The 14,740-nt window shown below is 70.5% G+C and carries 12 protein-coding genes and 2 tRNA genes; 4 read left to right on the forward strand and 10 right to left on the reverse strand.

Features of this window, described 5'->3' with window-relative positions; translation table 11 throughout:
• The first annotated feature begins 13 nt into the window (after positions 1–13).
• Positions 14–718, forward strand: a complete 705-nt coding sequence (locus ACIRFH_RS06390; protein ID WP_403517461.1) for a DUF5324 family protein — start codon at positions 14–16, stop codon at positions 716–718.
• 138 nt (positions 719–856) lie between these two features.
• Here ACIRFH_RS06390 and ACIRFH_RS06395 read toward each other — a convergent pair whose 3' ends face one another.
• Entirely contained in the window at positions 857–1,633 is a 777-nt protein-coding gene (locus tag ACIRFH_RS06395) for an isoprenyl transferase (RefSeq protein WP_403517463.1), read from the reverse strand.
• Between the two features lie 420 nt (positions 1,634–2,053).
• Positions 2,054–2,126: transfer RNA gene (locus ACIRFH_RS06400), tRNA-Ala, on the reverse strand.
• 179 nt (positions 2,127–2,305) lie between these two features.
• Between ACIRFH_RS06400 and ACIRFH_RS06405 the strand changes: the two genes are divergently transcribed.
• Together ACIRFH_RS06405 and ACIRFH_RS06410 are read left to right on the forward strand one after the other, a co-directional pair.
• On the forward strand, positions 2,306–2,854 hold the full coding sequence (locus tag ACIRFH_RS06405) for a DNA-binding protein (RefSeq protein ID WP_403517465.1): 549 nt from the start codon (positions 2,306–2,308) through the stop codon (positions 2,852–2,854).
• A gap of 77 nt (positions 2,855–2,931) precedes the next feature.
• Positions 2,932–4,368 (forward strand): serine/threonine-protein kinase, encoded by a 1,437-nt coding sequence (locus tag ACIRFH_RS06410; protein WP_403517467.1) that lies wholly within the window; start codon positions 2,932–2,934, stop codon positions 4,366–4,368.
• Between the two features lie 21 nt (positions 4,369–4,389).
• Here the strand turns inward: ACIRFH_RS06410 and ACIRFH_RS06415 are convergent, their stop codons facing one another.
• On the reverse strand, positions 4,390–5,709 hold the full coding sequence (locus ACIRFH_RS06415; protein WP_403517469.1) for a hypothetical protein: 1,320 nt from the start codon (positions 5,707–5,709) through the stop codon (positions 4,390–4,392).
• A 145-nt stretch (positions 5,710–5,854) separates the two neighbouring features.
• Complete coding sequence (locus ACIRFH_RS06420) at positions 5,855–5,983, reverse strand: DLW-39 family protein (protein WP_003999697.1); 129 nt, start codon at positions 5,981–5,983, stop codon at positions 5,855–5,857.
• A gap of 338 nt (positions 5,984–6,321) precedes the next feature.
• Here ACIRFH_RS06420 and ACIRFH_RS06425 point away from each other — a divergent pair, with 338 nt between their 5' ends.
• On the forward strand, positions 6,322–6,696 hold the full coding sequence (locus tag ACIRFH_RS06425; RefSeq protein ID WP_403517471.1) for a DUF6344 domain-containing protein: 375 nt from the start codon (positions 6,322–6,324) through the stop codon (positions 6,694–6,696).
• Between the two features lie 281 nt (positions 6,697–6,977).
• Here the strand turns inward: ACIRFH_RS06425 and ACIRFH_RS06430 are convergent.
• The 6 genes from ACIRFH_RS06430 to recF form a co-directional block, all read right to left on the reverse strand.
• Positions 6,978–7,054, reverse strand: a tRNA-Ile gene (locus ACIRFH_RS06430).
• Between the two features lie 99 nt (positions 7,055–7,153).
• Positions 7,154–7,873 (reverse strand): DUF3566 domain-containing protein, encoded by a 720-nt coding sequence (locus tag ACIRFH_RS06435; RefSeq protein WP_403517473.1) that lies wholly within the window; start codon positions 7,871–7,873, stop codon positions 7,154–7,156.
• 18 nt (positions 7,874–7,891) lie between these two features.
• Positions 7,892–10,486, reverse strand: a complete 2,595-nt coding sequence (gyrA, locus tag ACIRFH_RS06440) for a DNA gyrase subunit A (protein ID WP_403517474.1) — start codon at positions 10,484–10,486, stop codon at positions 7,892–7,894.
• Between the two features lie 42 nt (positions 10,487–10,528).
• Positions 10,529–12,589 (reverse strand): DNA topoisomerase (ATP-hydrolyzing) subunit B, encoded by a 2,061-nt coding sequence (gene gyrB / locus ACIRFH_RS06445; protein WP_403517476.1) that lies wholly within the window; start codon positions 12,587–12,589, stop codon positions 10,529–10,531.
• Between the two features lie 425 nt (positions 12,590–13,014).
• Positions 13,015–13,587, reverse strand: coding sequence for a DUF721 domain-containing protein (locus tag ACIRFH_RS06450; protein WP_403517478.1), 573 nt, complete (start codon positions 13,585–13,587; stop codon positions 13,015–13,017).
• Positions 13,584–14,705, reverse strand: a complete 1,122-nt coding sequence (gene recF, locus ACIRFH_RS06455) for a DNA replication/repair protein RecF (protein ID WP_403517480.1) — start codon at positions 14,703–14,705, stop codon at positions 13,584–13,586. The genes ACIRFH_RS06450 and recF overlap by 4 nt, the downstream gene beginning before the upstream one ends.
• Between the last annotated feature and the right edge of the window lie 35 nt (positions 14,706–14,740).

Raw genomic sequence — 14,740 nt, forward strand, 5'->3', positions numbered from 1 at the left:
GGAGGAGGAACCCGTGACCCGCATCGACAGCGTGCGCGCCGCGACCGGTTCGGCGAAGGACAGCGTGCTGCACGCCGCGGAAGTGGTGGCGCCCTACGCCGACACGGCCAAGGACAGGGCCGCTCACTACGCACAGGAGGCGCGCGTACGGCTGGCGCCCAAGGTGTCGCAGGCCGCGTGCCAGGCGCGGCTCCAGTACGGTGCGCATGTCGCACCTCGTCTGGAGCAGGCCCGTACGCATGTGCCGCCGAAGATGGACCAGGCCGCTCACGAGGCCGCGGTCCGTACGCGTATGGCCGCTCGGCAGGCGGCCGAGTACTCCCGGCCGGTGATCGAGCAGGCGGTGGCCGCGGCCGGGCCCGTCAGGGACGAGGCTGCCGCGCGTGGTGCCGCCGCGCTGGCCGCGCTGCGGGGTCAGGTCTCGGCCAAGGACATTCGGAAGCTGGCTCGCAGGCATGAGCGTCGAGCGAGGGCCGGTCGTGTCGCCAAGGTCCTGCTGGTGGCGGGTGCCGTCGCGGGTGGTGCCTTCGCGGCCTGGAAGTGGTGGGACAAGCAGGCCAACCCGGATTGGCTGGTGGAGCCGCCCGAGGCGACGGAGGTTCCGGAGAGTGGGCGGCTGACGTCGGTGGACGGTACCGGCGGGGCGTCCCTGGACCCCGAGGTGCAGGCCAAGCAGGCCGAGGACGAGGCCGCCGACGGCGGTGACGAGTCGCGCTGACCGTTTCCGGGGCGAGCGGGTAGGCCACCTCTGTGCAGCGCCGCGGGGCGGGAGACTTCCGGGTCTTCCGCCCCGCGGCGTTGTTTCACGTGGAACATCGGGCGACTCGTCGGTCTCCCTGGTGCCCTGCCGTTCTCCTCAGCGGCCGTAGCGGCGTTCGCGCAGGGAGTAGGAGCGCAGGGCGCGCAGGAAGTCGATCTCGCGGAAGTCGGGCCAGAAGCACTCGCAGAAGTACACCTCGGCGTAGGCGGACTGCCAGAGCAGGAATCCGGACAGCCGCTGCTCTCCGGAGGTGCGGATGATGAGGTCGGATTCGGAGCGCGTCTTGGAGTAGAGGTGCTTGGAGATGTGCTCCATGGTGAAGGTCTCGATGAACTCGTCGATGTCGCCGCCCTGGGAGGCGTGCTCCGTGAGGGCGGACCGCACGGCGTCGACGATCTCCCGGCGGCCTCCGTAGCCGACGGCGACGTCGACCTTTGTTCCGCCTTGGCGGCCCTGGGTGGCGGCGGTGGCGGTCTTCAGGCGGTTCGCGGACTCGGCGGGGAGCAGGTCGAGGGCGCCGACGACCTCGACGGGCCAGGGGTTGCCGGGGGCGGCCAGGCGCTCCACGACCTCGGCGATGATGTCGATCAGCGGGTTGAGCTGGTCCTCGGGTCGGTGCAGGTTGTCGTCGGACAGCATGAAGAGGGTGACGTGCTCGATCTGGGCGGAGTCGCACCAGCGCAGGAAGTCCAGCACCTTCGCGCCGCCGGCCCGGTAGCCCTCTCGGGGGTCCTCGATGCCTGATTCCTTGGCCCATCGGCGGTTGCCGTCCAGCATGATGCCGATGTGCTGGGGGCGTGGGCGTCCCTCCAGCTCCCTGAGCAGCCGCTTCATGTACAGCGCGTCGAGAGCGGCTCGTACCTTGGCCCGCATGCTCTACCCCTTTCACCTCGTCGGCAGCGACCGGACGGCTCCGGCGGCGGTGCGCCGCTTGGCACCGCCCCGCAGGGGTGTGGCGCTGGTGCCCTCTGGGGTGACGATATCAAGAGCAGACAGCGCTCTTCCGGGGCTGAGCGGTGGCCCCGCACACACTCGTTCCCACTGGATCACAAGGGGCGGTGGTCCCTGTCGTCCCGTCAACTCCCTGCTCTCCGACGGACGTTGGTGATCACTTGTGGGCAGCGGTCAGGGGGTGGGTGGGGGCGCCGACGGGGCGGTCGCGAGCACGGGGAGGGGGGCCTCGGGCCGTGCTGTGCGCCGGTCGGCGGTCCACTGTGCACGGTGGGTGACGGCGTCGATGCGAAGAGCCCGTTCGGCCTGGTGTTCACGCAGGTCGGACGGGCTCTCGGGTTGTGGAGCCTAGGGGAGTCGAACCCCTGACATCTGCCATGCAAAGACAGCGCTCTACCAACTGAGCTAAGGCCCCGGAGGAGACGTCCGGCCGGAGGATCCGCGTACCGGCGGGCGCCGCAGACAAGAGTACCGGGTCGCCCCCCGTATCTCACAAATGATTGGGGCTCCCGGGGAACAACCACGCTCCGTAAGATGCTCGGCGTGGTTCGCTGGAGCGAACTGCGGTTCTTGGGGAAGCGATGGGGAGACGCAATGGACGCCGCACAGCAGGAAGCCACCGCGAGAGCGCGGGAACTGCAGCGGAACTGGTACGGGGAGCCGCTGGGGGTGCTCTTCCGCAGACTTATCGACGACCTCGGTCTCAACCAGGCTCGTCTGGCGGGGGTGCTGGGGCTGTCCGCTCCGATGCTGTCGCAGCTGATGAGCGGGCAGCGGGCGAAGATCGGGAATCCCGCGGTGGTGCAGCGGGTGCAACTGCTGCAGGACCTGGCGGGGCAGGTCGCGGACGGCAGTGTGAGCGCGGCCGAGGCCACCGAGCGCATGGATGAGATCAAGAAGTCACAGGGGGGCTCGGTGCTCAGCAACACCACGCAGACGACGAACAGTTCGGGGGCGCCCACGGTCAAGCGGGTGGTTCGTGAGATCCAGTCGCTGCTGCGTTCGGTGGCGGCCGCCGGCGACATAATCGACGCCGCGGACGCCCTCTCCCCGTCCCACCCGGAGCTGGCGGAGTTCCTGCGGGTGTACGGCGCGGGCCGCACCTCCGACGCGGTCGCGCACTACCAGTCGCACCAGAACTGATCCCCGGGCCGGCCGACGAAGGGCTCGGCGGCCGGTCTTGCGGGGAGCGGCGCGAGGGGGAGGAGCGGCACACAGCCATGGGTGAGGTCTTCGCCGGCCGGTACGAACTGGTCGATCCGATCGGCCGTGGAGGGGCGGGTGCCGTCTGGCGCGCCTGGGACCACCGCCGTCGGCGCTATGTGGCCGCCAAGGTGCTGCAGCAGAGGGACGCCCACTCGCTGCTGCGTTTCGTGCGTGAGCAGGCGCTGCGGATCGACCATCCCCATGTGCTCGCCCCGGCCAGCTGGGCCGCCGACGACGACCAGGTCCTGTTCACCATGGATCTGGTCGCGGGCGGTTCGCTCGCCCACCTGGTCGGGGACTACGGCCCGCTGCCACCGGGTTTCGTCTGCACCCTCCTGGACCAGCTCCTGTCGGGCCTGGCGGCGGTGCACGCGGAGGACGTCGTGCACCGCGACGTCAAGCCCGCCAACGTGCTGCTCGAAGCCACCGGCACGGGGCGGCCCCGGCTCCGGCTGTCCGACTTCGGCATCGCGATGCGGCTGGGCGATCCCCGGCTGACGGAGACCAACCTGGTGGTGGGGACGCCCGGTTACCTCGCGCCGGAGCAGATGATGGGCGCGGAACCGGACTTCACCGCGGATCTGTTCGCCGTGGGGCTGGTCGCCCTGTATCTGCTGGAGGGCGCCAGGCCGGACGCCAAGGCCCTCGTGCGGCACTTCGCGGAGCACGGCACCCCGCCCGCTCCACAGGGCATCCCCGAGCCGTTGTGGCAGGTCGTGGCCACGTTGGTGCAGCCTGACCCGGAGGCGAGGTTCCGTACGGCCACGGGGGCGCGCAAGGCGCTGGCCGCGGCCGCGGAGCTGCTGCCGGAACCGGGTCCCGACGACGAGCTGATCGAGGTCTTCGACCAGATCGGCCCGCTGCCACCGGGGTTCGGCCCCGGCGGGCCGATCGGTCCGGCCACGGGCGTGGACGGCGTACCGACGGATCCACGGCGGCCCTTTGCCCCGGTGCGGGCCCCGGCCAGTACGCCGACGCCGCCCCCCGCCCCGCCACCACCGCCCCGCGAACCCGAACCGGTCCCCGAGTCCGGCCGTCCGTCCGTCGTGCAGGACACCGGGAGCTTCCCTCTGCCGCCCCCGCGGGCCACCGCGCCGCCGGCCTCCGCTCCCTCCCCGGCACCGGGCACTCCGGAGCCGCACGCGCACGCACCGGCCCACTCCTCGGCACAACCGCAGTCCCCGGATTTCCCGGGCCCGCCGCACCAGCCCCCGTACCCGCCCCCGCCCCCCTCTCAGAGCCCGGCACGGCAGTCGTGGCAGCGCGCCGGCGTGTCCACCGCCGCGTACACCGCCCAGGCCGTGCGGACTCCCCCGCCCGCTCCGGCCTACGCCCGGCATCGGGCGGCGCGGCTTCGCCGTCCCGGCCCCCCGGCCCGGGTGGCGGTTCCGCTGCTGCTGCTCGCGCTGGCCTGTTACGCCGTGGGGTTCTGGGCGCTGGCCCGTATCTGAGGCGCGTGTCGCCGGGGCCCGTCAGACGGCTCGGCGCCGCGCCACCGCCGTCCACACGCCGAGCCCCGCCAGCAGGACGCTGCCGGCGCCGATGCCGCCCACCGCGAGCACCGTCATGGCGGCGCCGTCGTCCCGGGCCGCTCCGTCCGCCGGCGCCGCCTGCCGGTCATGGGCCGCGGTCTCGAAGACACCGTCGGGCACGGACTTCCCCGCGTATCCCGGCCCGGCCTGTGCCGTCCCCTCGAGTCGCAGGCGCAGGACGAGCGGGAACGGGCCCTCGCCGAAATCGTCGGCCACCTGGGCCGCGAGGTGCACCACGAGGTAGTGGTCACCGGCGAACCGCATACCGGTGACCCGGTCGTCGGTGGCGTACCGGTTGGCGTACGCCACGGGTGGCGCGGGAGGCAGAGCGGCCGTGGCCTGACGGCCGGTGTACCCCTTGACGGCGTCGACGACCTCGCCGCGCACGGGGTTGTGCAGGGCCAGGCGCAGCGCGCCGGTGGCGTATCCGGAACCACTGCCGGTGCTGCCGAGTTCGGCGGTCGCGTGCAGTTGCCGGCCCCAGTCGACGGGCACCTTGTAGAAGAGGGTCTGCCCGGGCCGGATGTCGTCGCGCCAGGCTCCCTGGCCGATGCGGGTGGCCCGGGCGAAGCCGCTGCCGCCCCGGCGGCGTTCGGGCTCGCCCGTGAGGGGGGCGGGTGAGGCGGAGTCCCATGTCCCGGGTGCCCGCGTCGCGCCGGTGTGTGCCGGGTGCGGTTCGGCGACGGTGGTGAGTTCCAGGTCCCAGGGATCCGGTGGGGAGTCCTGTGGCCGGGCCCGCTCGACGGTGACGTAGTAGGTGCCGGTGCCCTGGCATCGCGTCCCGCGGGGGGAGACGGCGCGTACGGCCCAGGCCGTGACCGGGCGGGGGCTGCGGGCGGCGCCGAAACTCGCGCTGTCCGACGAGCAGGTGCCGCCGTCGGCGTCCTGGACGGACAGCCGGATGCCGTCGACGGCGGTGAGCTCGTCGCCCTCGCCGGGGACGGCGGTGGCGGAGACGTACGTGTCCGAGGCCGTGTCGAGTTCGAGGCGGTAGTGGAGCGTGCCGGTCCTCGGCAGGGAGCTGCGGTACGTCGTACCGGGTTCGAGGGCCGGGGCGTCCGCGGTGCCGCTCGCGCCGTCGACCCGCCAGGCGTCCTCGGCGAAGGCGTAGCCGCCCGGCGCACCGGCCGCCAGGGCCGTCCCGCCCGGCAGGGCGGCGGTGGTGGCCAGCGCCGCGGTCACGGCGGCCAGGCGCACCGGCACCGGTGGGCGGCCACGTCCTGTCCCGGTTCGCCACCGAGCCGTACACCACCGCACCATCAGCCGCCACCCCTCGCGCTCACCGTCGCACGGACCGTGACCCATCCTGCCGCGTGCCCGATGGTCCGCGCGCCCCGTCCGGGCAACACAAAACCCCGACCGCGATGACGGCCGGGGTCTGCTCAGGACCGGATGTCGGTCGTACTCACGAACCCGTGGGCACGGAGTCAGTCGCCTCCGTCCACAGATCCTGCTCGGCGCGATCCGCCTGGATCTGGCGGTACACGAGGAGCCCGCCGATGGCGGCCAGTGCGACCAGGAGAAGCTTCTTCACCGCGCGACCTCGTCTTTCCTTGACGTAGGGGACCTCTGGCGCCCGACTATACACACCGGCCGATACCGATCGGTGACCTGAGTCGGCCCTCAACTGCCCGTCGGCGGAACCGAGTAGATACGGACCGAACCGTTCCGATCGGAGAGTGACCACTCCTCCACGCGCGGTGACTTTCGCCCGGACTTCTCCCGCCTCCACACTTTTTCGCCCCTCTTGCGGCCATATGGGTGGTGTTCATCTGAACAACGCCGCGTCGCGGGCGTCGGTCCACCACTTCGCGGCCCACATACACATCATGAGGAAAGTACGCAAATCGCCCGACCCGAAAGTGAGGGGCCATGGCCCGGAACAAGGTCATGAAGCTGTGGACCACCATCGTCACCGCCTTCCTCGCGCTGTTCACGGCGCTCGGTTTCGTCACGACGACCGCCTCGGCGGCCGTACCGCACACCGAGTCGCACAGCAACACCGAGACCGCGCCCGAGCGGGCGGAACCGGTGGCGGCGGCCCCCTGGTCGTGGTCCCGGGCCGGGGCCCTGCCCCCCACGATGAAACAGCGCATCCACGCCGAGGCCCACGGCAAGGCCCCCAGTTGCCGGCACCGTCCGCTCGCGGACGCCGCGTCGGCCCCCACGACCCTGCCGGCCACCGGCGCCCCGTGCGACACCGCCGACTCCACGGCGCAGCAGCGTACCGTTCCGCTCCAGCGCTGAGCGGCCCGGCGCGCCGCGCCCCCGCCATCCGACCCTGACGTCACGGCGTATTGCGTACGCACCGCACGCGAGAAACGGCCCGGCCGCTCGACAGAGCAGCCGGGCCGTCGCCGTGCGCGCCGTCTCCCCCGAGCCGCCGGCCGAGCCCCCGGCGGGCAGGCGTTCACCGCCCTGCTGTGCCCACCTGCCCGCCGGGCACAGCGCCCGGAGACCCGCTCCGGCCGATGGCCGCCCTCACACGCAGAAGACCCCCGGTCCTGGTGGACCGGAGGTCTTCTCGCTGGTGGGGCTAACAGGATTTGAACCTGTGGCCTCATCCTTATCAGGGATGCGCTCTAACCAACTGAGCTATAGCCCCGCCGCGCTCTGCGGTGTATGTTCCGCGCGCTGACTCCTGAAGATTAGCGCACGAGGCGGGCAGTCCCAAAATCGGTTGGCCCGGGACCGCCCGCGCCGGTCACTCGTCCTCGGCGAGCGTCAGCTCGACACCGCCGACGAAGCCGGCGGACAGGTTGTAGATGAACGCGCCGAGCGTGGCGAGAGCCGTCGCGAGGACGACGTCGATCACCGCGATGATCGTCGTGAACATCAGGACGTTGGGCAGCGACAGGAACGACTGCAGGTCGAAACCGTTGGACTCGTTCGATCCGGTGGCCTCGGAGATCGTGCCACCGACCGTCGAGAAGACGCCCATGGCGTCCATGACCATCCACAGCACGGCGGAGGCCACGATCGTGCAGATGCCGAGCGCGATGGAGAGCAGGAAGCTGACCTTCATCACCGACCACGGGTCGGCCTTGGCCACGCGCAGCCGTGCCTTGCGGACGCGGGGCGTGGTGCGCGCGCCGGTGCGCGGAAGGCGCGCGGCGGCCGCGGAAGGGCTGCCGCCCTGGGTCTGGTAGGCCTGCGGCGGGTGGTACGGCCCGCCGGTCTGCTGGGGCTGCCGCTCCCCGGGCAGCGGCGAGGCCGCCTGCCGGGCCTGCGGGCCTCGGGTGTCCGTCACAGTTCCCCCCTGGGATCCATGAGAGTCAGACGCGTGCGAGCCGGTCGCGCCGTCGTCGATCTTGCGCAGCTGAGTCGTGTGCGAATCCGTCGCACGCGCGGCGGAGCCACGGCCGCCGTCCGTCTCCGTACCCGTGGGGGTACCGGCCGATCCGGCGCCCGTGGCTCCGCTCACGATGACTCTCTCCTCGTGCTACTCGGCCGAGGGCGCCTCACCCTCGTCCGTGCCGGTGGTCGCGGCACCCTCGGCGGTCTCGTCGACGGCGACATCGCCGTCGACCTCCTCCGCCTCGCGTCCCGCCTCGGCGTTGCGCGCGATGCCCACGACGGCATCGCGCTTGCCCAGATTGATCAGTTGGACGCCCATGGTGTCACGGCCCGTCTCCCTGACTCCGCTGACTCGCGTACGAATCACACCGCCCGAGAGTGTGATGGCGAGGATCTCGTCGTTCTCCTCGACCACCAGCGCGCCCACGAGCGTTCCGCGGTCCTCGACGATCTTGGCAGCCTTGATGCCGAGGCCGCCACGGCCCTGGACGCGGTACTCGTCGACGGAGGTCCGCTTCGCGTAACCGCCGTCGGTGGCAGTGAACACGAACGTACCGGCTCGAACAACATTCATCGAGAGCAGCTCGTCCCCCTCGCGGAAACTCATGCCCTTGACGCCCGAGGTGGCACGGCCCATGGGCCGCAGCGTGTCGTCCGAAGCGGTGAACCTGATCGACTGCGCCTTCTTGCTGATCAGCAGCAGATCGTCGTCGGCCGAGACGAGTTCGGCACCGATCAGTTCGTCGTCGCTGCCGTCCTCCTGCTCGCGCAGGTTGATGGCGATCACACCGCCCGAGCGCGGGGAGTCGTAGTCCTTCAGCGGCGTCTTCTTCACCAGGCCCGCCTTGGTGGCCAGGACCAGGTAGGGCGCCGCCTCGTAGTCGCGGATCGCGAGGATCTCGGCGATGGACTCGTCCGGCTGGAAGGCCAGCAGGTTCGCCACGTGCTGGCCGCGCGCGTCCCGGCCGGCGTCGGGCAGCTCGTACGCCTTCGCGCGGTAGACGCGGCCCTTGTTGGTGAAGAACAGCAGCCAGTGGTGCGTGGTGGACACGAAGAAGTGGTTGACGATGTCGTCTTCCTTGAGCTTCGCGCCGCGTACGCCCTTGCCGCCGCGCTTCTGCGCCCGGTAGTCGTCGGTCTTGGTGCGCTTGATGTAGCCACCGCGCGTGACCGTGACGACGATGTCCTCTTCGGCGATCAGGTCCTCGATGGACATGTCGCCCTCGTACGGGATCAGCTTGGTCTTGCGGTCCTCGCCGTACTTCTCGACGAGCGCGGCCAGCTCCGTGCTGACGATCCCCCGCTGGCGGACCGGCGAGGCCAGGATCTCGTTGTACTCGTTGATCTTCGCCTGGAGTTCGTCGTGCTCCTGGACGATCTTCTGCCGCTCCAGGGCCGCCAGTCGCCGCAGCTGCATCTCGAGGATGGCGTTGGCCTGGATCTCGTCGATCTCCAGGAGGCCCATCAGGCCGCCGCGCGCGATCTCGACGGTGTCGCTGCGCCGGATCAGGGCGATGACCTCGTCGATGGCGTCCAGGGCCTTGAGCAGGCCGCGCAGGATGTGGGCGCGCTCCTCGGCCTTGCGCAGCCGGAACTTGGTGCGCCGGACGATGACCTCGATCTGGTGGTTCACCCAGTGCCGGATGAACGCGTCCAGGGAGAGGGTGCGCGGCACGCCGTCGACCAGCGCCAGCATGTTGGCGCCGAAGTTGGTCTGCAGGTCGGTGTGCTTGTACAGGTTGTTCAGGACGACCTTGGCGACCGCGTCCCGCTTGAGCACGATGACCAGGCGCTGGCCGGTGCGCGAGCTCGTCTCGTCGCGGACGTCCGCGATGCCGCCGATCTTGCCGTCCTTCACCAGGTCGGCGATCTTCTGCGCGAGGTTGTCCGGGTTGGTCTGGTACGGCAGCTCCGTGACCACCAGGCACTGGCGGTTCTGGATCTCCTCGACCTCGACGACCGCGCGCATGGTGATCGAGCCGCGCCCGGTGCGGTAGGCCTCCTCGATGCCCTTGCGGCCCACCACCAGGGCGCCGGTCGGGAAGTCGGGGCCCTTGATGCGCTCGATCAGCGCGTCCAGCAGCTCCTCGTGCGAGGCCTCGTAGTTCTCCAGGTACCACTGGGCACCGGCCGCGACCTCGCGCAGGTTGTGCGGCGGGATGTTGGTGGCCATGCCGACCGCGATACCGGCCGAGCCGTTGATCAGCAGGTTCGGGAAGCGCGCGGGCAGGACGGTCGGCTCCTGGGAGCGGCCGTCGTAGTTGTCCGTGAAGTCGACGGTCTCCTCGTCGATGTCGCGGACCATCTCCATCGACAGCGGCGCCATCTTGCACTCGGTGTACCGCATGGCCGCCGCCGGGTCGTTGCCCGGCGAGCCGAAGTTGCCGTTGGAGTCGACGAGCGGCATCCGCATCGACCAGGGCTGGGCGAGGCGGACCAGCGCGTCGTAGATGGAGCTGTCGCCGTGGGGGTGGTAGTTGCCCATGACGTCGCCGACGACGCGGGCGCACTTGTAGAAGCCGCGCTCGGGCCGGTAGCCGCCGTCGTACATGGCGTACAGCACCCGGCGGTGGACGGGCTTGAGGCCGTCACGGACGTCGGGCAGCGCACGCGAGACGATGACGGACATCGCGTAGTCGAGGTACGAGCGCTGCATCTCCGTCTCGAGCCCGACGGGCTCGACGCGCATCGCCAGGGCGTCGCCCTCGGGCGTCGTCACGGGGGTGTTCTCGTCGGTCATTGCTGGTGAAGGTCCTTCCTGGTGCGGTCAGCTGAGACCGACTCAGATGTCGAGGAAGCGGACGTCCTTGGCGTTGCGCTGGATGAACGCGCGCCGGGCCTCGACGTCCTCGCCCATCAGCACCGAGAACAGGTCGTCGGCCTGCGCGGCGTCGTCGAGCGTGACCTGGCCGAGCACGCGGTGCTCCTGGTCCATGGTCGTGATGCGCAGCTCCTCGGCGTTCATCTCGCCGAGACCCTTGAAGCGCTGCACGGAGTCCTCGCGGATGCGCTTGCCCGCGTTGCGGCCCATCTCGATCAGCGCGTCGCGCTCGCGGTCCGAGTACGCGTACTCGAAGTCGTCCCGGCCCCACTTGATCTTGTAGAGCGGCGGACGGGACAGGTACACGTGCCCGGCCTCGACCAGCGGCCGCATGAAGCGGAACAGGAAGGTCAGCAGCAGGGTGTTGATGTGCTGGCCGTCGACGTCGGCGTCCGCCATCAGGATGATCTTGTGATAGCGGAGCTTCTCGATGTCGAAGTCCTCGTGCACGCCCGTGCCGAACGCGGAGATCATCGCCTGGATCTCCTGGTTCTGCAGGATCCGGTCGATGCGCGCCTTCTCCACGTTGAGGATCTTGCCGCGGATCGGGAGGATCGCCTGGTACTGCGGGTTGCGGCCGGACTTGGCCGAACCGCCGGCGGAGTCACCCTCGACGATGAAGATCTCGCACTTGGTCGGGTCGTTCGACTGGCAGTCCGACAGCTTGCCCGGCAGGGACGCCGACTCCAGCAGGCCCTTGCGACGGGTCAGGTCACGCGCCTTGCGGGCCGCCACGCGCGCGGTGGCCGCCGCGATGCCCTTGCGGACGATGTCCGCGGCCTCGTTCGGATTGCGGTCCAGCCAGTCGGTCAGGTGCTCGTAGACGACCTTCTGGACGAAGGTCTTCACCTCGGTGTTGCCCAGCTTCGTCTTGGTCTGGCCCTCGAACTGGGGCTCGCTCAGCTTCACCGAGATGATCGCGGTCAGACCCTCGCGGATGTCGTCGCCCGTGAGGTTGTCGTCCTTCTCCCGCAGCAGCTTCTTGTCGCGCGCGTACTTGTTGATCAGCGAGGTGAGCGCCGCGCGGAAGCCCTCCTCGTGCGTACCGCCCTCGTGCGTGTGGATGATGTTGGCGAAGGAGTACACGCCCTCGGTGTAACCGCTGTTCCACTGCATCGCGACCTCGAGGGACAGGCTCTTGTCCTTGTCCTCGGCCTCGAGGTCGATCACCGTGGGGTGCACCAGTTCTCCCTTGCGGGAGTTGAGGTACTTCACGAAGTCGACGATGCCGCCCTCGTAGTGGTACGAGACGCTCTTGACCTCGTGCTTCTCGTCCTCGCCCGCCTCGTCCGCGCCGGCGGTGGCCTTCGCCGACTCGCGCTCGTCGGTGAGGTTGATCTTCAGGCCCTTGTTGAGGAAGGCCATCTCCTGGAAACGCCGGGAGAGCGTCTCGAAGGAGTAGTCGGTGGTCTCGAAGATGTCGCCGTCGGCCCAGAAGGTGACCGACGTACCGGTCTCCTCGGTGGCCTCGTGCCGGGCGAGCGGCGCCGTGGGGACGCCCAGCTTGTACTCCTGCGTCCAGCGGTAGCCGTCGGTCCTGACCTCGACGGCGACCCTCGTGGAAAGGGCGTTGACGACGGAGACGCCCACACCGTGCAGACCGCCGGAGACCGCGTAGCCGCCGCCGCCGAACTTGCCGCCCGCGTGCAGCACGGTCAGCACGACCTCGACGGCGGGCTTGCCCTCGGAGGGGACGATGCCCACCGGGATGCCACGGCCGTTGTCGACGACCCGGACCCCGCCGTCGGGGAGGATCGTGACGTCGATCGTGTCCGCGTAGCCCGCCAGCGCCTCGTCGACGGAGTTGTCCACGACCTCCTGCACCAGGTGGTGCAGACCGCGCTCACCGGTCGAGCCGATGTACATACCGGGTCGCTTGCGGACCGCGTCCAGACCCTCGAGGACGGTGATGGCACTGGCGTCGTACGAGGCGGGAGCTTCGCCGTCGGCGGTGCTCACCGGATCGTTCACGCCGGTGTCGGTGGACGGGTTGTTCTCGTTGGGGTTGCCGGAATCGGCCACGAAGCGCCCTTTCTGGCACAGCACGAGCCGGGCTCGTCGGCAGGTTGCCGGAGCGGCTGCGGCATGTTGCGTTGGTAAGCCTTGATCAGCGTTGCTCAGCTTGTCCCGGACGGTCCCCACAATCGGGGCGGGATTGTCTTCCATTCTACCGGTAGCACTGACACTGATGGGGGTTTGCCGGTGCCTGAGTTCGCATGTGCCGCCCTGAACGAGCCTCGCCCTACTCCCGATATGCGGAAGGGGGCCTCAGGAGGCTCACGACGGCACTCAGCGCTTCGGGGCGTCAACCCTTGGCTACTTGGGAGTCAGAGCGGAATTCGCAACCGTGTGCGGTGGTACGCCGAAACGGGCCCCGGCGACCCGTAGCGACCACCGAAGCCCGAAGATGTGATGTACCTCACCAACCCGCAACGCGGACGGGCAGATCACCCGTAGGTGTCCCCCGGCCCCTTGCTGCCCGGCGCGCGCAACGGGCCGTAACGCCGTGCGCCGCTCCCCGGACCACCCGGACCGAGCACCTTGATCACCCGCACCGAGCCGTGCCCGAGATCCTCGTTGAGCCGGGCCACCAGCGTCGGAGCCAGCAGCCGCAGATTCGTCGCCCAGGCCGTCGAGTCGCACCGGACGACCAGCACCCGCTCGTCCTCGTCGTACCGCTCCGGCACACAGTGCTTGGCCACGTCCCCGCCCACGATCTGCGGCCAGCGGCCCATCACACCGCCCACCGCCGCCGGCGTCTCCCATCCGCGCTCCGTGATCAGCCGGTTGATCGCCGACCCCAGCGCCATCGGATCACGGCCGTCGGCGCGCGCACCCGAACGCAGCCCGCCCCGCCGCGCCTGCCGCTTCTGCTGCGCCGCGTCCCCCCGCGCGCGCGCCGCCTCCCGCGCGGCCCTCAGCGCCACCCGCGCCAGATCCACCCCGGACGGCTCGGGGCCCCCGCCGCCCTTGTCCTGATCGCCCCCGGAGTTCCCGGGAACCGGCCCGTCCACGCTCATACGCGCTCCACCGTCCCCTCCGCCACGGCGAACCGCGCCCCCGCCAGCACGTGCGGCACGTCGTCGTCCACCGCGGCGGTCACCAGCACCTGCTCACCGGGCGCCACCAGCTCGGCCAGCCGCTCCCGGCGCCGCGCGTCCAGCTCGGCGAAGACGTCGTCGAGCACCAGCACCGGCTCGTTGCCCTCCGCCCGCAACAGCTCGAACGACGCCAGCCGCAACGCCAGCGCGTACGACCACGACTCGCCGTGGGAGGCGTACCCCTTGGCGGGCAGCTGACCGAGCTTCAGCAGCAGTTCGTCCCGGTGGGGGCCGACCAGCGTGACACCCCGCTCGATCTCCTGCTTACGGGCCTCGCCCAGCGCGGCCATCAGCTGCTCGTAGAGATCCTCACGCGTGTGCGCCTCACCGGGCGCCGACGGCTTGTACTCCAGCGCGACCGGACCACCGCCCGGAGCCAGCTGCTCGTACGCCTTGTCGGCCAGCGGCCGCACCGCGGCGATCAGGTCCAGACGCTGCGCCAGCAGTTCGGCGCCCACCCGCGCCAGATGCTGGTCCCAGACGTCCAGCGTGGACAGGTCCATCGTGCGGCCGCCGTGCCGGCGGGCGAGCGCGGCCGACTTCAGCAGGGTGTTGCGCTGCTTGAGAACCCGGTCGTAGTCCGAGCGCACCCCGGCCATGCGCGGGGAACGGGCGGTGATCAGCTCGTCGAGGAAGCGGCGCCGTTCGCCGGGATCCCCCTTGACCAGCGCGAGATCTTCGGGCGCGAACAGCACGGTCCGCACGATGCCCAGTACGTCACGTGGCTTGACCTGCGACGACCTGTTGATCCGGGCGCGGTTGGCCTTGCCGGGGTTCAGCTCCAGCTCGATCAGCTGCTGCCGTTCACCCTGCCGCACCTGCGCCCGGATCACCGCCCGGTCGGCCCCCATGCGCACCAGGGGCGCGTCCGAGGCGACCCGGTGGCTGCCGAGGGTGGCCAGATAGCCGACCGCCTCGACGAGATTCGTCTTCCCCTGCCCGTTCGGGCCGACGAAGGCGGTGACGCCCGGGTCCAGCGGGACCTCGACCCGGGCGTACGAGCGGAAGTCGGCCAGCGACAGATGCGTGACGTGCATGGTCGTTCGCCGACCTCTCCAACTTTCGGGTACTG

This window comes from Streptomyces sp. NPDC093586 (assembly GCF_044764905.1).
Lineage (GTDB): Bacteria > Actinomycetota > Actinomycetes > Streptomycetales > Streptomycetaceae > Streptomyces.

Coding starts and splice junctions, on each gene's coding strand:
- ACIRFH_RS06395 (WP_403517463.1), bottom strand. CDS start 1,633: ATGCGGGCCAAGGTACGAGCCGCTCTCGACGCGCTGTACATGAAGCGG.
- ACIRFH_RS06405 (WP_403517465.1), top strand. CDS start 2,306: ATGGACGCCGCACAGCAGGAAGCCACCGCGAGAGCGCGGGAACTGCAG.
- ACIRFH_RS06410 (WP_403517467.1), top strand. CDS start 2,932: ATGGGTGAGGTCTTCGCCGGCCGGTACGAACTGGTCGATCCGATCGGC.
- ACIRFH_RS06415 (WP_403517469.1), bottom strand. CDS start 5,709: ATGGTGCGGTGGTGTACGGCTCGGTGGCGAACCGGGACAGGACGTGGC.
- ACIRFH_RS06425 (WP_403517471.1), top strand. CDS start 6,322: ATGGCCCGGAACAAGGTCATGAAGCTGTGGACCACCATCGTCACCGCC.
- gyrA (WP_403517474.1), bottom strand. CDS start 10,486: ATGACCGACGAGAACACCCCCGTGACGACGCCCGAGGGCGACGCCCTG.
- ACIRFH_RS06450 (WP_403517478.1), bottom strand. CDS start 13,587: ATGAGCGTGGACGGGCCGGTTCCCGGGAACTCCGGGGGCGATCAGGAC.
- recF (WP_403517480.1), bottom strand. CDS start 14,705: ATGCACGTCACGCATCTGTCGCTGGCCGACTTCCGCTCGTACGCCCGG.